Annotated in this window: 13 protein-coding genes; 7 read left to right on the top strand and 6 right to left on the bottom strand. The window is 68.7% G+C overall.

What is annotated here, in order from left to right; genetic code table 11:
- Positions 1 to 72: 72 nt before the first annotated feature.
- The 5 genes from J7D54_RS00220 to J7D54_RS00200 all read left to right on the top strand — a co-directional run bounded on the left by J7D54_RS00220 (position 73) and on the right by J7D54_RS00200 (position 4,034).
- Positions 73 to 819: a DUF883 C-terminal domain-containing protein gene (locus tag J7D54_RS00220; protein ID WP_182763056.1), complete on the top strand. Its 747-nt coding sequence runs from the start codon at positions 73 to 75 to the stop codon at positions 817 to 819.
- Positions 816 to 1,337, top strand: a complete 522-nt coding sequence (locus J7D54_RS00215; RefSeq protein WP_182763057.1) for a phage holin family protein — start codon at positions 816 to 818, stop codon at positions 1,335 to 1,337. Before J7D54_RS00220 ends, J7D54_RS00215 begins: the two co-directional genes overlap by 4 nt.
- Positions 1,334 to 1,972 (top strand): DUF3618 domain-containing protein, encoded by a 639-nt coding sequence (locus tag J7D54_RS00210; protein ID WP_182763058.1) that lies wholly within the window; start codon positions 1,334 to 1,336, stop codon positions 1,970 to 1,972. Before J7D54_RS00215 ends, J7D54_RS00210 begins: the two co-directional genes overlap by 4 nt.
- A gap of 70 nt (positions 1,973 to 2,042) precedes the next feature.
- Positions 2,043 to 2,984, top strand: a complete 942-nt coding sequence (locus J7D54_RS00205; RefSeq protein ID WP_182763059.1) for a Sir2 family NAD-dependent protein deacetylase — start codon at positions 2,043 to 2,045, stop codon at positions 2,982 to 2,984.
- 45 nt (positions 2,985 to 3,029) lie between these two features.
- The gene (locus tag J7D54_RS00200; protein WP_182763060.1) at positions 3,030 to 4,034 is read left to right on the top strand and encodes a DUF808 domain-containing protein; all 1,005 of its coding nucleotides are present in this window, start codon (positions 3,030 to 3,032) and stop codon (positions 4,032 to 4,034) included.
- On the opposite strand, the gene J7D54_RS00195 is transcribed toward J7D54_RS00200, so the two are convergent.
- Positions 4,031 to 5,521, bottom strand: a complete 1,491-nt coding sequence (locus tag J7D54_RS00195) for an FAD-dependent oxidoreductase (protein WP_182763061.1) — start codon at positions 5,519 to 5,521, stop codon at positions 4,031 to 4,033. The two genes, J7D54_RS00200 and J7D54_RS00195, sit on opposite strands and share 4 nt — an antisense overlap.
- A 218-nt stretch (positions 5,522 to 5,739) precedes the next feature.
- Between J7D54_RS00195 and J7D54_RS00190 the strand changes: the two genes are divergently transcribed.
- Positions 5,740 to 6,666 (top strand): C40 family peptidase, encoded by a 927-nt coding sequence (locus J7D54_RS00190; protein WP_182763062.1) that lies wholly within the window; start codon positions 5,740 to 5,742, stop codon positions 6,664 to 6,666.
- A gap of 58 nt (positions 6,667 to 6,724) precedes the next feature.
- Here the strand turns inward: J7D54_RS00190 and J7D54_RS00185 are convergent, their stop codons facing one another.
- Positions 6,725 to 8,833 carry an alpha-galactosidase gene (locus J7D54_RS00185; RefSeq protein ID WP_182763063.1) on the bottom strand — a complete coding sequence of 703 codons (2,109 nt, stop codon included), beginning with the start codon at positions 8,831 to 8,833 and terminating at the stop codon, positions 6,725 to 6,727.
- A gap of 380 nt (positions 8,834 to 9,213) precedes the next feature.
- Here J7D54_RS00185 and J7D54_RS00180 point away from each other — a divergent pair, with 380 nt between their 5' ends.
- The gene (locus tag J7D54_RS00180) at positions 9,214 to 19,269 is read left to right on the top strand and encodes a N,N-dimethylformamidase beta subunit family domain-containing protein (RefSeq protein ID WP_255433575.1); all 10,056 of its coding nucleotides are present in this window, start codon (positions 9,214 to 9,216) and stop codon (positions 19,267 to 19,269) included.
- 104 nt (positions 19,270 to 19,373) lie between these two features.
- On the opposite strand, the gene J7D54_RS00175 is transcribed toward J7D54_RS00180, so the two are convergent.
- The 4 genes from J7D54_RS00175 to J7D54_RS00160 are packed head-to-tail and all read right to left on the bottom strand — an operon-like array spanning position 19,374 to position 25,406.
- Positions 19,374 to 21,272 carry a glycoside hydrolase family 127 protein gene (locus J7D54_RS00175; RefSeq protein WP_182763065.1) on the bottom strand — a complete coding sequence of 633 codons (1,899 nt, stop codon included), beginning with the start codon at positions 21,270 to 21,272 and terminating at the stop codon, positions 19,374 to 19,376.
- Positions 21,269 to 21,739 carry a ribose-5-phosphate isomerase gene (locus J7D54_RS00170; protein WP_182763066.1) on the bottom strand — a complete coding sequence of 157 codons (471 nt, stop codon included), beginning with the start codon at positions 21,737 to 21,739 and terminating at the stop codon, positions 21,269 to 21,271. The genes J7D54_RS00175 and J7D54_RS00170 overlap by 4 nt, the downstream gene beginning before the upstream one ends.
- A gap of 11 nt (positions 21,740 to 21,750) precedes the next feature.
- Entirely contained in the window at positions 21,751 to 23,469 is a 1,719-nt protein-coding gene (locus tag J7D54_RS00165; RefSeq protein WP_182763067.1) for a dihydroxyacetone kinase family protein, read from the bottom strand.
- Positions 23,466 to 25,406, bottom strand: coding sequence for a right-handed parallel beta-helix repeat-containing protein (locus J7D54_RS00160; RefSeq protein ID WP_182763068.1), 1,941 nt, complete (start codon positions 25,404 to 25,406; stop codon positions 23,466 to 23,468). Before J7D54_RS00160 ends, J7D54_RS00165 begins: the two co-directional genes overlap by 4 nt.
- Between the last annotated feature and the right edge of the window lie 8 nt (positions 25,407 to 25,414).

Below are 25,414 nucleotides of genomic sequence, written 5' to 3'. Positions count from 1 at the left end.
GTCGAGGCCGCAGCCAACTAGCGTCGTTGTACGGCTCTTCAGCCGCGCACCACTACGAGAGGAGTCCCACCTATGTCCTCCCACGATTTCGAGCCTCGCCCCACCGAGCCCCAGGTCCCCGTTGACTCCGGGTACCGCGGGTTCGACGCCGACGCCACGACGCCAGGACGTACCGAACAGGCCGCAGACTCGTTGAAGGGCCCTGCCCGCGACGTCAAGGACACGGCCGCGGAGGCCGGGCGCGACGTCCTCGACACCGCCAAGTTCGAAGCAGGGCAGGTCGCCCAGGAGGCCAAGTTCCAGGGCAGACGTCTCCTTGATGAGGGTGTCGGCGAACTCCGGTCCCAGGCGAACACGCTCCAAGCCAAGCTGGCGGACACGGTCGACGCGCTCACCGAGGAACTCGGTGTGATGTCGGCGAACACCCAAACCGACGGCCCGCTCACCCACTTCGCGGGTGACGCACACGACTGGGGTCGCCGTGCGTCCTCGTGGCTCCGGGACAACGACCCCGACCAGGTCATGACCAGCGTGCGCCGCTACGCGTCGCGCAACCCGTGGACGTTCCTGGCCATCGCGGCCGGCGCCGGCCTCGTCGTCGGACGCCTTTCCCGCGGACTCAAGGACGCGGCTTCGGATGACGACGTGCCCCGGCTCGCCGGCGACACCAGCGGCTACTATCCGCGCAGTGACGCCCCGGGCTATGCCCTGACGACTTCGGCCGAGACGCCCCTGACGTCCGATTACGGCCGCGAAGTGCCCCCCACCCTGTCCACCGGGCCGGGGGCGCAGCCCAACCCGTGGCAGGGGAACCTATGAGTCACACCCCCGAACAGGCGCAGCGCGTGCACCATGCGGACGACATCGCTCCGCAGCCTGGTGACCACGCGCCCGCGACAGCCTTTGACGAGGCCGGCCAGTACCGCCGAGACGCGGACCCGCGGTCGTTGGGCGAGATCGCCAGCGACGCGCTGGACAACGCCTCGACCCTGATCCGTCAGGAAGTGGAACTGGCCAAGGTCGAACTCAAGCAGTCGGCGACCCGCGCCGGGAAGGGCGCAGGCTTCTTCTCGGGTGCCGCCGTCACCGGCTACCTCGGTCTGTTGTTCCTGTCGCTGGCCGCGTGGTGGGGCATCGCCATCCTCATCGGCAGCTACGCGGAGCCGGCACTGGGTTGGTCCGGCCTGATCGTGGGCGTGATCTATCTCGTGATCGCCCTCATCCTGGCCATGACCGGCAAGTCCGAGTTCACCAAGATGAAGGGTCTGCCGAAGACCACTGAGACCGTCAGCAAGATTCCCGCCGCCGCAACCGGCCATGAGGAGAAGAACCGATGACAGACAACCCCGAAGAGATCCGTCGCGACATCGAGCGGACCCGCACCGACCTCAGCAACAACGTGAACGCACTGGCAGACTCCGCCAACCCGGCACGGGTGGCGCAGCGCCAGATGGACAAGGTCAAGGGCAGCGCCCGCGGCCTCAAGGAGCGCGTGTTCGGCTCTCCCTACGACCCGTACGACGAGGGCATGATGGGCGACGCCAAGGACCGCGTGGGTGACGCCCGCGACACGATGGCCCACGCCGTCGACGACGCCACGCACAAGGTGCAGGAGGCCCCGCACAAGGTGCGGCGCTCCACGCAGGGCAACCCCATCTCCGCGGGGCTGATCGCCTTCGGGCTGGGCGCGCTCATCGGCGGGCTGATCCCGTCCAGCCGCACGGAGCAGGAGCTCGCCAGCCAGGCCAAGGAGAAGGCCCAGCCGCTCATGGACGAGGCGAAGGTGATGGCGCAGGACGCCATGGACAACCTGAAACCGTCCGCGCAGCTGGCCGCCGACTCCGTGAAGGAGGCGGCCCAGGAGGGCACCGGCCACGTGAAGGACGATGCCCAGCACGCCGTCGATGAGGTGAAGGGTCAGACGCAGCGCTCCGTGGAGGACGTGCGTTCTGACGACCGCAACCCCCTGTGACGTCAACCGACGCCACTCTGAGCCATGGTGGCCGGCCCGCACGTTGCGGGTCGGCCACTATCGTTGAGCCATGACTCCTCGCGATGTGGGTGGCTGGTTCCGCACCGCGGTTGACGGTCCCGTCGTGCTCCCGAACACGGGCGCCTGGGGCCCGGGCACGGGGAGCTTCGGGCGCCAGTCGCACGACGACGACCTGCGGGCCGCCGTGGACCTGTTCCGCGGGCGTCCCACCATGGTGCTGACGGGGGCGGGCATGTCCACCGCATCCGGGTTGCCGGATTACCGCGGCCGCGACGCGGTGCCCCGCTCCCCCATGATGTTCCAGGAATTCGTGGGCTCAGATCTCAGCAGGCGTCGCTACTGGGCGCGCTCCACCGTCGGCTGGCATTCGTTCGCCTCAGCGGAGCCCAACGAGGCACACCATCTGCTCACCCGGATGGGCCGGCTCACCCCGCTCACCGGGGTGGTGACGCAGAACGTCGACGGCCTGCACCAGAAAGCCGGCTCGCACCCCGTCCTCGACCTGCACGGCAACCTTGCGCAGGTCCTCTGCCTCGAGTGCGGACGGCAGATCAGTCGCCACGAGCTGCAGCAGCGGTTCCTCCAGCTCAACCCCTCGTTCGCCGCCCACCTCGAGCAACTCGCCTCCGACGCGGCGGCCGCCCCGGACGGCGACGCCGAGGTGGACCGCACCCAGGACTTCGTCTACCCAGGGTGCCCGGCCTGCGGCGGCATGCTGAAGCCGGACGTCGTCTTCTTCGGCGAGAACGCCCATCGCGACACCGTGGCCGCCGCCCACGCGCTGCTCGACGAGTCCGACGTGCTGCTCGTGCTGGGCTCCAGCCTCACCGTGATGAGCGGCCTTCGGTTCGCCCGCCGGGCCGCCCGCGAGGGCAAGGAGGTCATCATCGCCAACGACGGCAGCACCCGCGGCGACGACGTCGCCACCTTACGCATCCACGGCCGCCTCGAGCCCACCCTGCAGCGCTGGATCTCGCTGCTGACACACTGACCCGCCTAGAATGCGGTGTCACTGACCCCGAAAGTAGGAGCACCCATGGCCGGCGGACTCGCAGCCCTCCTGGACGACATCGCCGCGATCGCGCGCGCTGCGGCCGCCTCCGTCGACGACGTGGCCGCGGCCGCCGCCAAGGCGTCGAGCAAAGCGGTGGGCGTCGTCGTCGACGACACGGCGGTCACCCCCCGCTACGTCCAGGGCTTCTCCCCTGATCGGGAACTGCCGGTGATCTGGCGGATCGCCAAGGGCTCCATCGTCAACAAGCTGGTCTTCATCCTCCCCGCCATCCTGTTGCTCAGCCAGTTCGCGAACTGGGCCCTGACACCGCTGCTGATGCTGGGCGGCCTCTACCTCTCCTACGAGGGCGTGGAGAAGATCTGGGAATCGGTGACCGGCCACTCCAAGGCGAAGAAGGCCCCGGCGTTGGTCAAGGGCGCCGACCACGAGAAGACCATGGTGAGCGGGGCCATCCGCACCGACTTCATCCTGTCGGCGGAGATCATGGTGATCTCACTCAACGAGGTGACGGATCTCGGCTTCTGGATGCGCGCCGCCTCCATGGTGGCGGTGGCGCTGGCCATCACCGTGCTGGTGTACGGCGTGGTGGCCATCATCGTCAAGATGGACGACCTGGGCCTCCACCTCGCCGCGAAGCCCAACTCGAAGCGCCTCGGAGAGGGCCTGGTCAAGGCCATGCCGGTGGTGCTCAGCGTGCTGTCCACCGTCGGGATCGCCGCGATGCTGTGGGTGGGCGGCCACATCCTGCTCGTCGGCATGCACGACCTCGGGTTCCACCCCATCTACAACTTCGTGCACGACCTTGAGGCGGCCGTCGGCGGGGGCCTCCTCGGCTGGCTGATCAACACGTTCTTCTCTGCAGTCATCGGCATCATCGCTGGCGCCATCCTCGTGGCGATCATGCACCTCCTCCCGTTCGGGAAGGGCCACGACGAGAACGGACACCCCGAAGCTGTCGAGGTGCCCGTCGTGCCGTCCGCCGAAAAGATGCGCGCAGCGCCCCGCGCGGAGCCGGGCGAAGCCTAGGCCTTCCCCAGGTCCTTCAGCGCGGGGCCCTCGAGCACGGTGCCGTCTGCCGCGAACCTCGACCCGTGCAGGGGGCAGTCCCAGGACTTCTCCGCGTCGTTCCAACGCACGACGCCCCCCAGGTGCGTGCACACCCCGGAGACCCGGCAGGTGACACCACCGACGGTGCTGGCCGCCACCGGCTTCCCGTCCAGCCGGCCCACGACGCCCTTGCCCTCGGCGGGCGGGTCGTCGGGCAGCGAGCTGAGTTCGCCGCGGAGCCAGTCCTTGGCGAGGTGCCCGGCCACCTTCACGTTGGCGCTCAGCGCCTCGCCGACGGCGCTGGCGGAGGTGCCGCGGTCCGTGAGCGTCTCTGCCCAGGGCATGGAACCGCCCAGCAGTTGGGCGCTGAGGTTCAGCGCGGCCGCCACAGCGTTGGTCATGCCCCACTTGTTGTAGCCGGTGGCCACGAAGATGTCGCCGTGCCCGCCGGGCAGCTTCCCCACATACGGCACGCGGTCCACGGTGGTGTAATCCTGTGCTGACCAGGAGTGGGTCATCTCCAAGCCGGGGAAGACCGAGTCGGCCCAAGCGACGAGGCTCTGCAGCGCGGCCGCCTCCGAATCTGCTCGGCCGACGGTGTGGCCATGGCCGCCCACCATCAGAAGCTGCTCCGGGCCGTCGTCGAGGGTGCGCAGCGAGTGGGTGGGGCTGTCGGCGCTGAGGTACATGCCCTGCGGGATCTGCCCGCTCGAGACGCGGTGCGCGGTGGCGTAGGAGCGCGAGGGCACCAGCTTGGCGAAGTAGCCGCCCCTGTCGAGCTGCGGGGTGCCGGTGGCCAGCACCACCCGGCCGGCCGTCAGTTCACCGCGGTTGGTGGTGACCCTCACTGGTGAATCGCCCTCAGCGTTCAGCAACCGCGTGTTCTCGAACACGACGCCGTTGTGGGCGAGCAGTTGACCCGCGAGTGCGTCGAGGACGGTGAGGGGGTGGATCTGCGCCTGGTCCAGCATCGTGAGGGCTCCGGTGGTGGCGAACGGGAGCTCGGTCTGGTCCGTCCAGACGACCTCCTCCAGGCCGGCGGCCTGACAGGCCTCCAGTTCCTTGCGCAGTTTGCCCGCGCCGTCGGAGGTGGTGGCGTAGGTGTAGGCCGTGCGGCGTTGGAACTCGACGCCCTCGGTCTCCAGGAAGCGCACCAGCCACGCCTGGCCTTCGCGCTGACCCTCGACGTAGGCGCGTAGCACCTTCTCACTCTGATGTGAACGGATGCCGCTGAGGGACAAGCCCTGCAGCAGGGACAGTTTCGCCGTGGTGTTTCCGGTGGTGACGGCCCCGACGCTGCGTGCTTCCACGACGGCGACCGTCAGCCCGGTGCGTGCGAGGAGGAGTGCGGTGGTGAGGCCGGTGAGACCGGCCCCGGCGACGACGACGTCGTAGTGGGCGCCGGCGCTGAACGCAGCGGTGAAATCAGTCTTCGGAGGGTGAGTTGCAAACCAGTAGGACTCCATGTGACATCGTACGCCGGGGACGGGGCCATTCAGCAGTGATGCGCGAAACCCCTCGTGCTGAACGCAGTCCTGAGAGTTCTTCAGTGAAAGCCAGTTGAACAGGCTCTGACGAGCAGCTACTTCTTCGATGAAACAGATGTTCCTGAGAACCAGATTTGGATTTCTCAGGTTCGGGTGCCTACTATCTCCGGGTCACTCATTCGGAAGGCACCCCCCATATGTTGAAGCGAGCGATCCACCTCCTGGTCGCGGCCGTCATGGCCGTGACGCTGAGCGTGGCCTACGGAGGCGACGCACAGGCGGCCGGCGGCAGCGTCTACACGCAGCCCGGTCACCACCTGGTCAACGGCCGCTACTGGCGCACCAACTGTGAAATGTATTCCCCGGAGGTCGTGCGATGCAGCACCGACATCTGGGCCACGAGCGTCGTGAACCACCAGGGCCGGTTCGTCACGCACGACGGCTGGGTCTTCAACACGCTCACCTACCTCCCGTCTGACCGCGCCTCCTGGGGCAGCAATCCCCTCGCCCAGGCGGGCAGCTGGACGGGCACCGACGGCCGTCGCTGGAAGACCGAGTGCGACACCGCCGCCACCGGCCGCGGCGCCTGCCGCTCCTACGCGGTGACCACCACCATCGAGACCGCCACCGGCACCTACACCTCGGCCAAGGCGTGGGTCATCAACAACATCGTGCAGTTCTCCACGGCGAGCGTGCCGGCCGTGACGAAGATCCCCGCTGCCGCCCCGGCGCTCAGCTGGGTGCCGGTGGAGAAGTCCATCCCCGACGTCACCGTCGGCCAGCAGGTGGCGAAGGCCGCACTGACCAAGGTGGGGTCCGCCTACCGGTACGCGAACGCTGGCCCGTCGACGTTCGACTGCTCCGGCCTGACCTCCTGGGCCTACAAGCAGGTGGGCGTGACGCTTCCGCGCACCTCAAGTGCGCAGATCTCCGTGGGGAAGCGGGTGGCCAAGAGTGAACTCCAGCCGGGCGACCTGGTGTTCTACTACAGTCCGATCAGCCACGTGGGCATCTACATCGGCAACGGACAGATCGTCGACGCGGCCAACCCGAGCACCGGCGTTCGGGTGGCCTCCCTCCACTCCATGCCGTTCGCGGGCGCGACCCGCGTCGTGGGTGCCTGAGGGCGCCTCCCCCCGAACGAGCCCATCGCCCTGTCCCCCCACAGTGCGGTGGGCTCCCTCACACCCGCTCGACGTCGATCAGCAGTGCCACCTCGGGGAAGCGGCCGGCCAGCCGGATGCCGACGCTCGCCAACTGGCGGCCCGTCATGACGCCCAGCTCGTGGCCCAGCCCGGCCAGGGACACCGTGTACCGGGAGTCCGGCTCCAGCCCTGGGAGCCGGATCTCGCCGAGCTCCGGCATCATCGGCTCGTCGATCACGGCGAGGGAGAACAGCGCCCGCGCCGGGGTGACCACACCCTTCAGGAAGAGGTGGGGGCTGCCCATGTCGACGCGGACCAGGCGGCCGGTGTGGAGCAGTTCACGTACCTGCTTGTAGAAGCCGATGATGAGCTGCAGCGCCCCGAGCTCCTCCTCGGTGGCCTGCGTGAGGTCCCATTCGATACCCAGGTGGCCGAAGAGCGCGGTAGCGGCGCGGAACTCGATGCTGTGGCTGCGGCCCGTGGTGTGTGACTGGCCGGACGCGATGTGGCTGCCCATCAGTTCGAGCGGCAGGAGTTGGCCGGTCCACCAGAGCATGCGCTGGCGCGAGTGGGGATCGATGTTGTCGGAGACCCAGACCCGCTCGACGCGCTGCAGCACCTCGAGGTCGATGCGGGCGCCGCCGGAGCTGCACGACTCGAACTCCGTGTCCGGATGCAGTTCCCGCAGTTCGTCGAGCAGTCGGTAGAACGCGCGGGTCTGCGCGGAGACGCCCGGCCGCCCGGCGTCCACGGCCGAGCCTGCGTCGACGAGATCGCGGTTGTGGTCCCACTTCACGTAGTCGACCGCGTACTCGGCGAGGACGGCCGAGACCTGGTCACGGACGTGGCGGTAGGCGTCGTCGACGGCGAGGTTCAGCACCTGCTGGTTGCGCCACTGACCGGGGAGGCGACCCGCGGGCTGGAGGATCCACTCGGGATGGGCACGCGCCACGTCGGAATCCGGGTTGACCATCTCCGGCTCGAACCAGAGGCCGAACTGCATGCCCCGTTCCCGTACGTGGTCCACGAGGGGATGGAGTCCCTCGGGGTAGACGTCGGCGCTCACCACCCAGTCGCCGAGGCCGGCGGTGTCGTCGCGCCTGGCGCCGAACCAGCCGTCGTCGAGGACGAAGCGCTCCACGCCGACGTCGGCGGCCCGGTCGACGAGCTTGCTCAGGTGCCCGGCGTCGTGGTTGAAGTAGACGGCCTCCCACGAGTTGAGGGTGACCGGGCGTGGGCTGTCCGGGTGGACCGGGAGCGAGCGGAGGTACTGGTGGAAGCGCCAGGCCTGCGCGTCGAGGCCGGCCGCGTGGTTGAAGTAGACCCAGGGAGACGTGTAGCTCTCCCCCGCCGTGAGGCGACCCTCGCCGGGCAGCAGCAGTTCGCCGCCCCCCACTACTTGGACCCCCGGCATGACGCGTTCCACGTAGTGGACGTGGTTGCCGCTCCAGGCGGTGTGGACGGCCCAGATCTCGCCGCCCTCGTAGCCGAAGCCACGCTCGCCGACGTGCAGGATGTAGGCGGCGTCGTGCCCGGTGCGCCCGCGGCGCCCCTCCCGGCGGTGGGTGCCGATGGTGAGGTCGAAGCGCTGGGGCACGCGTTCGGACGCCCAGCGGCCGCCGAAGTCGAGCACCTCAGCGGCGCGGTTGGGGATGGGCAGCGCGAGATTGAGCTGGTCGACGGTGAAGGCGTCCTCACCGGTGTTGCCGACGGTGGCCTGTGCCCGGACGAGCCCCTCAGGCAGCAGCTCGACGCGCAGTGTCAGCGTCAACTCCGCGTCCGGTGCCGTGGCGGTGAAAACCACCGCGCCGGGGCCGGCTGCAGTGAAGCCGTCTTCCACGTCGGCGCCGTCCACGGTGGCCGACTCGAGTTCCCAGGCCGGCGTCCACCCGCGGCCGTCGTGGGAGCCGACCAGGCCGGGCGTGCCCATCCAGCCATGACGCGCCTCAGGCAGCAGCCCGACGCGCAGCGGCGCCAGGATGGCGTTGTGCTCGGCCGTGTAGCCGGCGGCGCCGAGCATGGCCTGCATATCCGCTGCCGTGACCTCGCCGATGTCGGCCCCCCAGTGCCTGACTTCAGGCAGCCCGCCGTCGGTGGTCAGCACGAGCGAGACACCGTCGGCCCGCAGATGGATGGTCGTGGCCATGGATGGCGCCTCACTCTCGAAGGGGTACCGGACCATCCTAGGGATCCCGCGGCCCGGCAGTCGCCGTCATCTGACCCTCCCGCGGCCTGAGCCAAGAAACCACGACGCGGTAGTTTGCTTCTCCTGAAACCCCTGCAATGCGCCACTGACAGGGCACGTTCCACTTCCATCGCTAGCCACAGCCATTTCACGGGAGAAAAATACTTTCCCTCCAACCCAAAACACGAGTTTCCTGTGTCATGATTGCGTTCCCGGGCTGACCTGCGGTAAAGGTTCGCGAACGCCGGGCACCTCTGAGGGAGACACCGATGTCGACGCCCACACATCCTCGTCCCGTACGGCACAGCCGCAGGATCGCGATTGGAATCGCCACCGTGCTGATGGCCCAGCTCTGGGCGGCCCCGCCGAGCCCGGTGGTGGCTGCGCCCGGCGACCAGATCGTCGCGGAGAACCAACTCCCCGGCAGTCCCGCCACTGAGTGGGACGTCGACGGGTACGGGTCAGACACCATCCAGGGCTTCGCCACCGACATCAGCGTCAACGTGGGCGGCACCGTCGGCTTCAAGATCGACACGCCCTCCACCGACTACCGCATCGACATCTACCGGCTGGGCTGGTACGACGGGGACGGTGCCCGGAAGGTGGCCACCATCGACAACCCCACCCTGGTCAACCAGCCCGAATGCCAGCTGGCCGAACCCGCCCCCGAAAACCTGCTCGACTGTGGGAACTGGAGCCCATCGGCGTCGTGGGCGGTGCCGGCCGACGCAGTGTCCGGCATCTACATCGCCCGGCCCACCCGCGAGGACGTCGGCGGAGATCTCGCCAGCCACATCCCCTTCATCGTGCGTGACGACGCCAGCACCTCAGAGGTGTTCTTCCAGGCCTCCACCACCACGTGGCAGTCCTACAACGCCTACGGCGGCTACAACCTCTACGGCTACAGCGGCACCCAGCACGCCCACAAGGTGAGCTTCAACCGGCCGTTCCAGACCCGCGGCACCGAGCCCGAGAACTACCTCTTCAACTCCGAATACCCCATGCTCCGGTGGTTGGAACGCAACGGCTACGACGTCAGCTACACCACGAACGTGGACACTGCCCGCCGCGGGAACCTCATCCAGCAACACGACGCCTTCCTCTCCGTCGGACACGACGAGTACTGGTCGCAGGAGCAGCGCGACGCCGTCGAGGCAGCCCGCGACGCCGGCACCAACCTGGCGTTCTTCAGCGCGAACGAGGTCTACTGGAAGATCCGCTGGGAGGACGACTTCCGCACGCAGGTCACCTACAAGGAAGGCGCGGCCGCCGGTTCCGACGAGCATTACAACTGCTACGACAACTACCAGTGCGACCCCAGCGACGTCTGGACGGGCCTGTGGCGCGAGGCGCCCGGTTCCACGCCAGAGAACTCCCTCACCGGCCAGATCAGCTGGCGCGACGACACCGTGGCCATGAAGGTCCCGGCCCGCTTCGCCCCGCTGCGGTTCTGGCGCAACACCGCTGTGGCGAGCCTCACCGGCAACGCCGAGGCCACCCTTGCACCGGGCACCGTCGGTTACGAGTGGGACCCTGAACAGGCCGAGTTCAACCAGTACTACCCCGACGGCCGGATCCTGCTGTCGTCGACCCAGATCAACGGCGAGTTCCACAACATGAGCCTCTATCGCGCCGACTCGGGCGCGCTCGTCTTCGGCGCCGGCACCGTCCAGTGGCCATGGGGTCTCGACTCCAGCACGTCGACGCCGCAGGCAACCGAGAACGCAACGCAGCAGCAGGCCACGGCCAACCTGCTCGCCGACATGGGCGCCCTACCCACCTCGCTCCAGAGCGGGCTCGTCATGCCCACCGCCTCGACGGACGCCACCGGTCCGACGGTCACCATCACCACGCCCGCTGAGGGCGCCGACCTGCCCGGCGGCACGGTGAACGTCACCGGCACCGCTGCCGACACCGGCGGTGTCGTCGCGGCCGTGGAGATCTCCGTCGACGGCGGCGCCACCTGGAACCGCGCCACCGGCACCACCACCTGGCAGTACTCCTTCAACAAGCCCACTGCCGGCAACATCACCATCCGGGCACGCGCCGTGGACGACTCCGCCAACCTGGGCGTCGTCGCGTCCCGCACCTTCGGCACCGCCGACCAGGTGTGCGACCAGGTCAGCCCGTGCTCGATCTTCGGGACCGCCGTCACCGGCACCCAGGAGAACGATGCAGCAGCCACAGAGCTCGGCATGAAGTTCCGTTCGGACATCGACGGGTACATCACCGGCCTCCGCTTCTACAAGACCACCGGCAACACCGGCACCCACGTCGGCACGCTGTGGACAAGTGCGGGCGTACCGCTCGCCACCGTGACCTTCGCCGGCGAGACAGCCACCGGCTGGCAGCAGGCGTACTTCGACAACCCTGTCCCGATCACGGCCAACACCACCTATGTCGCCTCGTATCACGCCCCCAACGGCAACTACGCGACCGGAGTGCCGTTCACGACGGCGATCTCCAGCGCGCCGCTGACCGCACTGGCCGATGGCACCGACGGCGCCAACGGCGTCTACCTGTATGGCCCCGGAGGCTTCCCGACCCAGACGTTCGGGAGCTCGAACTACCTGGTCGACGTGTGGTTCGCCGCGACCGCCGTCGTCGGCCCGGACGTCACCGCGCCCACCGTCATCTCCCGTTCCCCCGGGGTTGGCGCGACAGACGTCTCGCTGGGCGCCAACGTCACCGTCGGCTTCAGCGAGCGGCTCGACCCCGCGTCGGTCACCACCGCCACGGTGCTGCTGCGCGGCCCGGGCAACGTCACCGTCCCCGCCGCCGTGACCTGGAACGAGGCTTCGCGCGCCGTGGTGCTGAACCCCACGGAGTCGCTGACCGCCGGAACCACCTACAGCGTCACCGTGCGGGGCGGCGCCACCGGCATCCAGGACCTGGCCGGCAACGACCTCGCCGCAGACGTCACCTGGAACTTCACCACGTTCACCCCGCCCGCAGACCGCCCGGACCCGAACACCGGCCCTGGCGGGCCCGTCCTGGTGGTCACGGGGACCGGATCGCACGGCACCTACCTCGCAGAGATCATGCGCGCTGAGGGCCTCAACCTCTTCGCCGTCGGATCCCGCGCCAGCCTCACCGCCGCGGGCCTCGCCGACTACCAGACTCTGGTGCTGGGCGAGACCTCCCTCACCACGACCGAAGTCGACGCCATCACCGCCTGGGTCAACGCAGGAGGCGACCTTGTCGCCATGCGGCCCGACCCCGCCCTGGCACCGCTGCTCGGCCTGGTTCCCGCAGTGGGCACGCTGGCCAACGCCTACCTGCAGGTCGACACGTCGTCCTCGCCTGGCGCCGGCATCGCCGGCATGACCATGCAGTTCCACGGCACCGCCGACCGGTACACCGCTGCGGCCGGCACCCGTGTCGTCGCGGGCCTGTACAGCTCCGCCACCGCGCCCACCTCGAATCCCGCCGTGACCATGCGGACGGTGGGGGCCCTGGGCGGCTCCGCCTCCGCGTTCACCTTCGACCTGGCCGAATCCGTGGTGCTGACCCGCCAGGGCAACCCGGCATGGATCAACCAGAACCGCGACGGCCAGGCCGGCCCCAACCGCAGCAACGACCTCTTCTACGGTGGCGCTGAACCGGACTGGGTGGACCTCAGCCGCGTCGCGGTGCCGCAGGCCGACGAACAACAGCGCCTGCTGGCCAACCTCATCACCTCAGCGACGGCTGACGCGATGCCGCTTCCCCGACTCTGGTACCTGCCGCGGGACGAGAAGGCCGCCATCGTCATGACGTCTGACAACCACAACGGTGGCAGCGTCGACGGCCGCTTCGATCAGGAGATCGCCGCATCGACGCCCAATTGCTCCGTGGGCGACTGGGAGTGCATCCGCTCCACCGCCTACATCTACCCCGGCAACAACCACATGACGCAGGCTCAGGCGCTCGCCTACCAGGCCATGGGCTTCGAGATAGCGTTGCACCCCAACACCGACTGCACCAGCCCGAGCGCAGCTCAGTACGCCTCCATCCTGGCCACCCAGAACGCCGCCCTCGCCAACACCTACCCGGGCCTCATCCCGCCCAACACCAGCAGGAACCACTGCATCGCATGGATCGGCTGGACCGACGTGCCGGAGGAACTCCTGAAGACCGGAGTCAACCTCGACACCAACTATTACTTCTGGCCACCCGAGTGGGTTGCCAACACCCCCGGCATGTTCACCGGTTCCGGTTTCGCCCAGCGATTCGCCGACGCCGACGGCCAGCTGATCGACGTCTACCAGGCCACCACCCAGATGACCGACGAGTCCGGCCAGTCGTACCCGTACACCGCGGAGACGCTCATGGACCGCGCACTGGGCGCCGAAGGGTACTACGGAGCCTTCGTGGCGAACATCCACAGCGACGGCTCCAGCGAACCGATCAACGCCAACATCGTTGCCGCGGCCAAGACCCGCGGTGTGCCCGTCATCACCGCCCAGCAGCTGCTGACGTGGACCGACGGGAGGAACGCCTCGTCGTTCACGAACCTCGCGTTCGCCTCCGGCCAACTCTCGTTCACCATCGACGTGGCCTCGGGGGCCAACGGCCTCCGTGCCATGCTCCCGGTGAAGGGCGCCCAGGGCACCCTAGAGGCCCTGACGATGGCCGGTCAGCCCGTACAGACCACAGAGCAGACCATCAAGGGCGTGCGGTATGCCTTCTTCCCGGCTGCCGCAGGCTCCTACGTAGCTTCCTACGGTGAGGACACCACGGCACCGGTGATCACCGACGTCGCGGCCGCCCCAGCCACCAACGGCACGGCAGAGATCACGTGGGCCACCGACGAGCCGGCCACCACGCGGGTGCTTTACGGCACCTCCGCGGCCTCGCTGAACCAGGTCGCCGAATCCAGCTCGCTGGTGACCGCCCATGCCATCACGCTTCAGGGCCTCGAACCGTCGACCACGTACTACTACCGCGTCGTCTCGGCCGACGCCGCCTCCAACAGCGCAACCTTCCCGGCGACGGCCTCCGCCCCCCTGTCGTTCCAGACACCGGGCACCATGGCCACCGACGACACGGTCGCGCACTTCACCGCGGGCACCCACGTCGGAACAGTCGTCACCAACCAGGCCGGCGGCGAGGTCACCCTCGCCCCGGCGCTGGATGAGGGCTTCTCAGGCACCACTGTGCCCACCGGCTGGAACTCCACCGCCTGGGGCGCCGGCGGCGGCACCACTGTCGGCACCGGAATCGCCACCGTCGACGGGGCGATGCTGGGGTACGGCACGACTGCTGCGATGTACGGGCCGGGCCGGGCCGTCGAGTTCGTCGCCACCTTCGGCGCGGACAGATTCCAGCACGTCGGTTTCGGTGTCGACATGAACGATGTCGCCCGGTGGGCGATCTTCAGCACCAACCAGAGCACGAACGCCCTCTTCGCACGCACCAACAACAACGGCACGGCCGTGAACACCCAACTCACCGGGTCTCTCATCGGCAGCGAACACACCTACCGCATCGACTGGCTGGCGGGCCAGGTCGTCTTCTGGGTCGACGGCGTCATCGTGCATACGGAGAACGTCGCCATCACCGACAGCATGCGTCCAGTGGCCAGTGACCTCAACGTGGGCGGACCGGCTCTGATGCTGGACTCCGCCACCATGTGGCCGCCGTACGCCACCAGCGGCGTCTTCGAGTCGCGCGTCCACGACGCCGCAGCAGTGGCGACGTGGGGCACCTTGGACTACGACGCCACCCTGCCGCTCGGCACCTCGCTCAACCTCGAGGTCCGCACCGGCAACACCGCAACCCCTGATGGCACCTGGACGCAGTACGCGCCTGTGGCCGACGGCGCCGTCGTGGCCCAGGCCGGACGCTACCTCCAGTACCGCGCCACCATGGGCACCACCGACGTGAACGCAACCCCCGTGCTGCGCTCGGTCAACCTGCAGTACACAGAAGGTGCGACGGCCACGACCACCACCACCACGCTCGCGGCGGGCACTCCCACCGACAACAGCGTGGAACTGACCGCCACGGTCACACCGAACGATGCCGCCGGCACCGTCCAGTTCAAGAACGGTGCCACCAACATCGGCGCACCGGTGACGGTGGTCAATGGCAGCGCAAGCTACACGGCCACCGGCCTCGCGCCGTCGACCAACCACACGTTCACGGCCACCTTCACGCCGGCGAACGCGGCGCTGTTCACCGCCTCGACATCGGCACCTCTCCAGGTGACCACCGCCGCGGCGCCCACCATGGCCACCGACACCACGGTCGCCCACTTCACCGCGGGCACCCACGTCGGAACCGTTGTCACGAACCAGTCCGGCGGTGAAGTCACCCTCGCGCCGGCGTTGGTGGAGGGCTTCTCCGGGACCACTGTGCCCACGGGCTGGAACACCACGCCTTGGACCGGGGGCACGGCCACCGTCGCCGGCGGTGTCGCCACCGTCGACGGTGCGCTCCTCGCCTACGGCACCCCTGACGCCATGTACGGACCGGGAAGGTCCATCGAATTCGTCGCCACCTTCGGCGCCGCTGGCTTCCAGCACGTCGGTTTCGGCGTCGACATGAACGACGTCGCCCGGTGGGCGATCTTCAGCACCAACCAGAGCACGAACACCCTGTACGCACGTACGAACAACAACGGCACGGCCGTGAACACGGCCCTTACCGGGTCCCTGATCGGCAGCGAGCACACCTACCGCATCGACTGGCTGGCGGGCCAGGTCATCTTCTGGATCGACGGCGCCGTCGTCCACACCCAGGATGTCGCCATCACGGACGCCATGCGTCCGCTGGCGAGCGACTACAACACCGGCGGAGCGACCGTCGTCGTGGACTCGCTCACGATGTGGCCGCCGTACGTCACCAACGGCGTCTTCGAGTCCCGCATCCATGACGCGGGTGGCCCCGCGGAGTGGGGCACCCTCGACTACGACGCGACCCTGCCCCTCGGCACCTCGTTGAACCTCGAGATCCGCTCCGGCAACACCGCAACGCCTGACGCGACCTGGACGCAGTACGCGCCCATCTCCGACGGCGCCGCCGTCGGCCTGACCGGCCGCTACCTGCAGTACCGCGCCACCCTGGGCACCACCGACGTGAACGCAACCCCCGTGCTGCGCTCGGTCAACCTGCCGTACACCGAAGTCCCGCCGGCAACGGCCACCACCACGACGCTGGCCGCCAGCGCCTTGACCCACAACAGCGTCACCCTGACGGCCAACGTCGCACCCACCGGCGCGGCCGGCACCGTCCAGTTCATGAACGGCACCACCGAGCTCGGGACACCGGTGACCGTCACCAACGGCACCGCCAGCTACACCGCCACCGGCCTGACCCCGGAAACCGGGTACACCTTCACCGCCGTGTTCACCCCGACGAACCCGGCACTGTTCACGACCTCCACATCAAACGCGGTTCAGGTCACCACCACGGCCGCACCCGCAGTCACCACCACCACGACGCTCACAGCCGGCACCCCGACCCACAACAGCGTCGAGCTCACCGCCAACGTCGCACCCACCGGCGCGGCCGGCACCGTCCAGTTCATGAACGGCACCACCGAGCTCGGGACACCGGTCACCGTCACCAACGGCACCGCCACCTACAACGCAACCGGACTCAACCCGGAAACCGGGTACACCTTCACCGCCGTGTTCACCCCGACGAACCCGGCCCTGTTCACGACCTCCACCTCAAACGCCGTCCAGGTCACCACCACGGCTGCACCCGCAGTCACCACCACCACCACGCTGGCAGCGAGCAACATCACTCACAACAGCGCCGCCCTCACCGCCACCGTGACCCCGAACAACGCCGTCGGAACCGTCCAGTTCAAGCGCGACGGCACCAACATCGGCAGCGCCATCACCGTGGTCGACGGCACCGCCAGCTACCTGGCGGCCGGGCTCACCCCCGAAACCGGGTACACCTTCACCGCCGTGTTCACACCCACCAACGCGGCCCTGTTCACGACCTCCACCTCCAATGAGGTTCAGGTCACCACGACGGTCGCGCCGCCGACGTCCACCACAACAACCGTGACCGCGAGTCTGCTGACGCACAACAGCCTCACGCTGACGGCCGCCGTCGCACCCGCCAACGCCGCCGGCACGGTCCAGTTCGCGATGAACGGGGAGCCGATCGGCACGGTCACGGCCTTGGTCAACGGCGAGGCTTCGCTGCTGGTCACAGGATTGGCGCCAGATACGCAATACACCTTCACTGCGGTGTTCACGCCGACGAGCCCATTGCAGTTCGCCGCGTCGACATCCGCCCCGCTCCAGGTCACGACTGACCCGGCACCGGCAACGGAAACGAGCACCACTCTGACGGCTGGCACTCCCACCCACAACAGCGTCGAGCTCACCGCCAACGTCGCACCCACCGGCGCGGCCGGCACCGTCCAATTCATGAACGGCACCACCGAGCTCGGGACACCGGTCACCGTCACCAACGGCACCGCCAGCTACACCGCCACCGGACTGAACCCTGAAACGGGCTACACCTTCACTGCGGTCTTCCTTCCGACGAACCCGCTGTTGTTCACCACCTCCACCTCCAGCGGGGTCCAGGTGACGACCAAGGCGGTGCCGGCTGGCGCCACCTCAACCGCGCTCGCGGCAAGCAACGTGACGTTCAACAGCGCCACGCTCACAGCAACCGTTGCGCCCGACACCGCTGCAGGCACAGTCCAGTTCACGAAGGACGGGGCCAACATCGGCAGCGCGGTCACCGTGGTTGACGGAGTCGCCACCTATCAGGCCACCGGACTCACACCCGAAACCGGGTACACCTTCACCGCCGTGTTCACACCCACCAATCCGGCCCTGTTCACGACCTCCACCTCAAACGCCGTCCAGGTCACCACCACGGCTGCACCCGCAGTCACCACCACCACGACACTCACAGCCGGCACCCCGACCCACAACAGCGTCGAGCTCACCGCCACCGTGACACCCACCGGTGCCGTCGGCACCGTCCAATTCATGAACGGCACCACCGAGCTCGGGACACCGGTGACCGTCACCAACGGCACCGCCAGCTACCTGGCGGCCGGGCTCACCCCCGAAACCGGGTACACGTTCACCGCCGTGTTCACACCCACCAACGCGGCCCTGTTCACGACCTCCACCTCCAACCAGGTTCCGGTCACCACCACGGCTGCACCCGCAGTCACCACCACCACCACGCTGGCAGCGAGCAACATCACTCACAACAGCGCCACCCTGACCGCCACCGTCACACCCAACACCGCAGTCGGCACCGTCCAATTCAGGAACGGGACCACCGACATCGGATCGCCGGTCACCCTCGTCAATGGCACGGCCAGCTACACCGTCTCCGGACTCACCCCGAGCACCGGCTACACCTTCACCGCCGTGTTCACACCCACCAACCCGGCACTGTTCACCGCCTCGACCTCCAACACGGTCCAGGTCACCACGGATGCCCCGGCACCGATCGTGGTCACTGAGGTCACCGCGCCGACCTTCGCAGATGTCGCGGGTACCAACGGCGGCACCATCACGATCCCGAGCGTCACCGGAGTCCGCTTCCTGGTCGACGGCGTCGTGACGGCCGCCGGGACTCACAACCAGACCGCCGGCGAGGTCACCATCACCGCCGAGGCCTTGCCCGGCTACGTCATCGCCGACGGTGTCACCACCTCGTGGACCCACACCTTCGTCGACTCGCGTGCCCGCGAGACGACCACCAAGCTGGTTGCCAGCACACCGACGCAGAACTCGGTGCTGTTGACCGCCACGGTGCTGCCTGACGATGCAGTGGGCACCGTCCAGTTCCGACGCGGTAACGGCACCATCGGTGCACCGGTGCAGGTTGAGCACGGCATCGCGACATTCAACGCGACGGGCCTGAACCACGGCACGACCTACAGCTTCAGCGCTGTGTTCACGCCGAGTTCATCGTCGTTCATCGGCTCCACCTCGGGCGTCGTCCAGGTGACGACGGCCACCGTCGCCGCCCCCGCGAAGTTCCAGCGCACGGCCCCGTACACGATGCCGGGCCTGCACAAGCTCAACGGGCGTGAGTGGAACACCATCTGCGAGGTCTACTCGCAGACCGAGCGTTGCCGCACGGATATCTGGGCCACTGTCGTGGTGATGAAGGACGGCAAGTTCATCCGCACCAACGGCTGGGCGTTCAACAACCTGACGTACCTGCCGTTCATGACCCGCGAGGCTTGGGGCGCCAACCCGCTGGCGAACACGGGCAGCTGGACGGCCACGGACGGACGGCGTTGGAGGACCGAGTGTGACACGGCGAACACCGGCCGCAACGGCTGCCGCTCGTACGCCCTGGTGACGGTCTACACCGCCACACCGCGGGCTTCGGGTGGTTACCGGTTCAGCCAGGACAACGCGTGGGTGTTCAACAACATCGTGTTGTTCGGCTCCCCCGCCATCCGGTAACCAATCTCCGGCCTGCCCGGACCGGACACACGCATCCCCACCGCAACCGCGGTGGGGATGCGTCGTTCGGGCCTCAACCCGGCTGGACCAGAACCGGCAGGGCGCTACTCCGCCCGGGGCAGCCAGACCCTCATCGTTGCGGGTCCCCTGTTGCCCCACCGGTGGTAGGGGATCAGCACGGTCTGCCGCAGCTCCCCGGCAGCCTCCTGGGGCGCCTCCCCGTAGGGCCACTCTGCGTGGGCCGGTTCGGTGAGCCGAATGGTGACGGACGGTTCCGCCCCGTCGACGATCCCGGCGCTGACATCCACCTGGGCCCGGGCCACCTCGGCGCCGAGGTCCGTGGATTCGAGCGCGAAGATCCTCGGGCCCTTGGCGACGGCGACCTGGTGGGTGATCGTGTCGATCCGGGGATCCGGGAAGACCCACCTCGCCTGCATCGGCAGGGTGAGGACGATCTCGTCGCCGGGCCGCGCCGCTTCGACCACCGCGTAGCCCGGCCCGACGGACCGAGGACCGGAGCCGACGTCCAGGGACGCCTCGCCGGCCCACTCGGGAACCCGCAACTCGACCCGCAGCCCGGAGCTCGGAGCCCGGCGGACGGCCACCCGGACGACGCCGTCCTCCGGATAGCGAGTCGACATCTCGAGCTCGGCCGGTTCGCCGTCGACGACGGCCCGGATCTGGGCCGGCAGGTACTGGTGGATCTGGACCCCACCGTCGTCCGTCGTCGCCACCATGGAGCCGAGCGAAGCGAGCGTGCGCGAGACGTTGGTGGGGCAGCAGGACACGTCGTACCAGGGAGCGCGAAGGGACGAATCTGCCCGGGGGCTGGGGACGTCCACCTCCGGCGGCGACCCGGGCGAGCGCCGGTAGAGCGTGTTCGCATAGAAGTAGCTGTGCCCGTCCTCGGCCGTGGAGGTGGCGAGGATGTTGTAGAGGATGCGCTCGATCAGGTCGGCGAACCGTGCTTCACCCGTGGCCAATAGCAGCCGTTGGCTGACCATCATCGCGGCGACGCCCGCGCAGGTCTCGGAGTAGGACCGGTCCGGCGGCAGCTCGAAGTCCTCGCCGAACGCCTCGCCCGTGTGGCGCGAACCCATGCCACCGGTGGCATAGGTGCGCCGGGCGATGGTGTTGACCACCTGCAGCTTGACGGCCTCGAGGAGTTCCACGTCGTCGAGTTCCACGGCAGCGTCCACCGCGCCCGCGGCGAGGTACATCGCCCGCACGGCGTGCCCCCTGGCGACGGTGGCCTCACGCACCGGCACGTCGTCCTGGTAGTAGCTGCGCCCCAACTCGATGTCGGCCAGACGACCATGCCCGCGTCGCTCCACGAAGAGTGCGGCCTGCCGCAGGTACCGGTCGTCGCCCAGCAGCCGGCCCAACTCCACCAACGCGACCTCGATCTCGGGATGCCCCGGGATCGCGTCCCTGCCGTCTTCACCGAACTCCCGGCAGACGTGGTCTGCGGCGCGGATGGCCATCTCGACGAAGCCGTCCCGGCCGAACGTCCTCGCCCGGGCGACGGCGGCCTGGATGAGGTGCCCGAAGCAGTAAAGCTCGTGCCCCCATTCGAAGTCGCTGTACCGCGGCTCCTGGCCAGGCCGGCCGAACTTCGTGTTGAGATAGCCGTCCTCCTCCTGAACGGGGAGGATCCGCTGGGCGAGGGACTGGAAGCGGTCATTCATCTCGGCTGAACCGGTGCGGCCGTGTTCCCACGCCATGGCCTCCATCAGCTTGTAGACGTCTGAATCCGAGAACTCTCTGCCACGGCGCTTCTCGGGCAGGGTGCCCTCGACCGCCCAGGTGAAGTTCGCGATCCACCCCACCTTCTCCATCCAGTCATGGGCGTGGGCGATCAACGTGGAGGCATTCAGCGACTGACGCTCAGCCCAGAATCCGCCCGTGATGTCGACGTCGCGGATCCCCAGCGGCCGCCACCGGCCCCTGCTGGGCGCGATGGGCAGGCCGAAATCGCGCCGGACGTCGTGCGTCGCGGTCATGACTCCTTCTCTTCCTCTTCATAGGCCTCGATGACGTGCACCTTCTCGTTGGACGGCGACTCCGGGTCGAAGACGTGGCCGAGGAACTCCGACACCAACTTCAACGCCAACTCGCGTCCGATGACCCGCTCCCCGAGACACAGCACCTGGCCGTTGTTGGACTTCACCAGACGCTCAACCGAGTAGGAGTCGTGCGCGGTGCTGGCCCTGACCCCCGGCACCTTGTTGGCGGCGATCGCCACGCCCATCCCTGTGCCGCACACGAAGATCCCGCGGTCCGCCTCCCCGGCCGCGATCAGGCGTGCGCCCTCGACGGCGAGGTGCGGATAGGCGGTCGGGTCCGTGTCGGCCTTCACGCCGACGTCGATGACCGCGTCCACCCGGTCGTCCGTGGCGAGCAGGGCCGCGATGGCGTCCTTGTAACCCACCCCGGCCTGGTCTGCCGCAAGCACGATTCTGTACCCCATGATTTCCCCTCCTACTTCGTGAGCACAGCGGAGACGGCCTGCGCGCACAGGGCGAAAGAGACGGCTCCCGGGTCGGGATGGCCGACGCTGCGCTCAGCCAGCGGCCTCGCGCGGCCCTTCCGGGGGGTCAGCGAAACGGTCGCGTCCGCGGCCTCCTTGGCCACCGCGGTGGCCTCCGCCCAGGCGTCGGCCGCGTCCCTGCCTTGTTCGGCGGCGGCGGCCAGCGCGTCGCGGAAGGGGACGGCCGCGTCGATGATGGTCTTGTCCCCCACTTCTGCCTTGCCCAGGGCTGTCATGGCCTCGACATAAGCCCCGATGGCCGCCGCGAGCCTGCGCGCATCCACCGGTTCCTCGTTGCCGAACGCGGCGCCGAGGGCCCGCAGCGCCGCCCCCCACAGCACGCCCGAGGCGCCACCGGCGTTGTCCGCCCAGGCGTCGCCTGCTGCGGCGAGGACTCCGGCGGCGCCCCATCCGTCGGCCAGGGCCGTGCGCGCAGCGTCAGTGGCGAACCCGACCCCGCGCACCATGCCGCGGCCGTGGTCGCCGTCACCGGCAACGGAATCGATGCGTGCCAACTCCTCCTCGGCCTCGTGGAGGACGCGCTTCATGCTCTCGAGCGCGGCGACGGCGGTCTCGGCCACCCCACGCGAGGCGTCGGAGCCCACCACCGGCACCTCCACGACATCGGCCTCCTCGGCCGCCGGTGCATCGCCCGCGGCCACCCGTTCAGCCGCGAGACTGCCGCGCTTCCACGCCGGGGTGTCGGCCGGATCCAGCCAGAGCTCCTCGAGCTCGTCGTCCAGCCAGCACAACGTCAGGGACACCCCGCCCATGTCGAGGCTGGTGACCAGTTCTCCCACCTCGGGGCCCACCAGTTCGAGCCCGTGGTCGCGGAGCCGCGCGGCCACGATGCCCCAGAGGAGGAACAGCTCCTCGTACTTGGTGGAGCCCAGGCCGTTGAGGATGGGGGCCACCCTGCCGGAAGCACCGGCGGGTCGCTCCTCGAGGAGCCGGTCCACCATGAGGTCCGCCAAATCGTTGGCCGGCAGCCAGTCCACGTCTCTGAGCCCCGGCTCGCCGTGGATGCCCAGCCCGAAGCCCATCTTTCCCTCGGGGACGGTGAAGTGGGGATGGTCCGCGCCCGGGAAGGTGCACCCAGAGAAGGCGAGCCCGATGCTGAAGGTCAGCTCGTTGGCGTGGTTGCCGAGCCGCTCCACCTCGTCGATGTCGTGGCCGCGCTCCGCGGCGGCTCCCATCACCTTGAACACCACGAAGTCGCCCGCGATCCCGCGGCGCTTGTCCTTCTCGTGGGCGCCGGCGCTGGCCACGTCGTCGGTGACGATGACCTGGCGCGCGTCGATGCCCTCAGCCTGGAGTCGCTCGCCCGCCGCACTGAAGTTCATCACGTCGCCCGCGTAATTGCCGTAGGTGTAGATGACCCCGGCGCCCGAGTGGGCGGCCCGGCCCACCGAGTAGGCATGGGAGGCCGACGGCGAGGTGAACAGGTTGCCGATGATCGCGCCGTCGGCGAAACCGGGGCCGACCACGCCGGCGAAGGCCGGGTAGTGGCCGGAGCCACCGCCCACCAGGACGGCGACTTTGGGCTTGGCCGGCCGCTGGGCGCGCACCACCCCTCCGACGACGGCCCGGACCCGATCTGCGTAGAGGTCGACGAACCCTGCCACCGCATCGTCGGTGAAGTCCGCGGGATCGTTGTAGATGGTGGTCATGACAGTGACTCCTTCCGGGGCCAGAGGACAGCGGTGTGGTGACCAGCGGGCAGCGACGCCACGACGCTCCCAGCGTCGGGTCCAAGCACGAGTTCGGAGCCGTCGGGCCCCTCAAAATCTGCATCGACGAAGCGGACGCGGCCCAACTCGGAACTGGTGACCACCTCAGCCCGGCGGGCGTCGGCCGGGAGGTCCGAGACGACGGTGACCACACCGTCGTCGTCCACCCGGAGGTCGATCCGGCCCCCGTCGATCTGCACCGGGTTCGTCTCACCGTCGAAGGGCCGTGCGGCGCCGAGGTAGACGTTGTCGCGGGCCACGACGGCCTGCTTGATCCCCGTGAAGCGGCGGTGGTCGCCGGAGCGCACTCCGGTGCGCTGCAGGTAGTCCTCGAAGCTGGCCGGGTGGCCGTCGTAGACAGCCGTGCCGTAGCCCGCCTCCGCCGCCTCGGGCAGTTCGATGCGGTAGTTCTCGCGCTGCGGGTCGCCGCCGAAGACGTTGCCGATGAACCGGTCGTCGCCCCCGACGATGACGGCGTAGCCGGAGACGCGGGTGCTGTGCGGCCGGTGGTACGGCGTCGCACGGTCGAGGACGGGCTCGATCCGCAGGCTGCCGAGGAACAGGTTGCCGACGTAGGCGCCGCCCTGGCTGAAGTTCTCCAGCGAGACGGGGGAGCCGAACACGTTGTGGTCCACGATGTAGGGCCCGTGGCTGACTTCGACGAAGAAGTCGCGGCTGTTGGAATGCAACACGTTGCCGGAGATGCGGGTGCCCTGGGTCTGCCAGTCCAGCCACAGGCCGAGCGAGCAGTCGTGGATGTGGTTGCCGATCAACTGCACGTCGATCGGCGCGTGGAGCTTGATGCCGCCGATCTCATGCCCGTAGAACTGGCGGCGGATGCCGATGTTGTAGATGTGGTTGTCCTCGATGGTGGAGAACACGCACCCCAGGTGACCGACGACCCCGTTCTGGCCGCAGTCGTAGATGGTGTTGCGGCGCACCACGTGCGACCCGATCCGTTCCCGGCTCCAGCCGTAGTCCTCGGCGACGAAGACCGACTCGAGCTGGTACTGGTAGCCGGGCTTGTCCCTGCGCACCGTGGCGAAGTTCTGGCCGGTGCTGCCCTCCTTGCCCAGCGAGATCGCGGAGCACTTGGAGTCGTGCAGCACGTTGTCCTCGATGATCCAGCCCTTCGCCCAGTTGGGGCCCACCATGCCGGGCTGGTCAGCGGTCGGGGGCACCCAGGGGGTGGCTGCGTGGCGGATCTCGAAGCCGCGCAGCGTGATGTAGTCGACGTGGTTGGCCTCGGGGTAGAAGACCGAGCGGCGCACGTTGATCTCGACGGTTTCGTTGCGGGGGTCCGCGTCGCCGAAGTGGGCGTGGATGGTGGTGTGGTCATCGTCGACCTCGGCATGCCAGACCAGGCGACTCGGCGCTTCGGTGCCGGCCTGGGGAATGCCGGTCCAGTCGTCGACGATGGTCTCCTGTGGGCCCGGGTGCCGGACGTCGTCCAGCGAGGGCACCTCGAGGAGGGCCCTGCCACCCAGGTAGACCTCCCCCAGATGCAGCTCGGGTTCGTCCTGGGAGGGTCGCACCAGCCAGTCGCCCGCGATCACCTCCGCGTACGGGTTGAACTCCCCGAAGAGTGCGTTGTCGACGACGGTGCGCCAGACACCGTCGCCGACGGACTCCCAGCCGGTGACCTCCTCGGAGCCGGTGAGCACGACGTGCTCGCCGGGGGCCGCGGTGAAGGTGATGCGCCGGTTGTCGCTGAGGCCGCCATGCGGGGGCTTGACCCACTCCCGGTAGATGCCTTCGTGCACCACCACGGTGTCGCCGGGGCGGGCGAGCGCGGCGGCCCTGTTGAGGGTGGCGAGGGGGGATTCAGGGGTGCCTTCGTTGGAGTCGGCGCCGCGCTTCGAGACGTGGATGTCCATGGACGTGA

Source organism: Tessaracoccus sp. MC1865, from assembly GCF_017815535.1.
Classification (GTDB): domain Bacteria; phylum Actinomycetota; class Actinomycetes; order Propionibacteriales; family Propionibacteriaceae; genus Arachnia.
The sequence above is the reverse complement of the archived record's forward strand: the minus strand, read 5'-3'. Positions and strand labels throughout refer to the sequence as shown.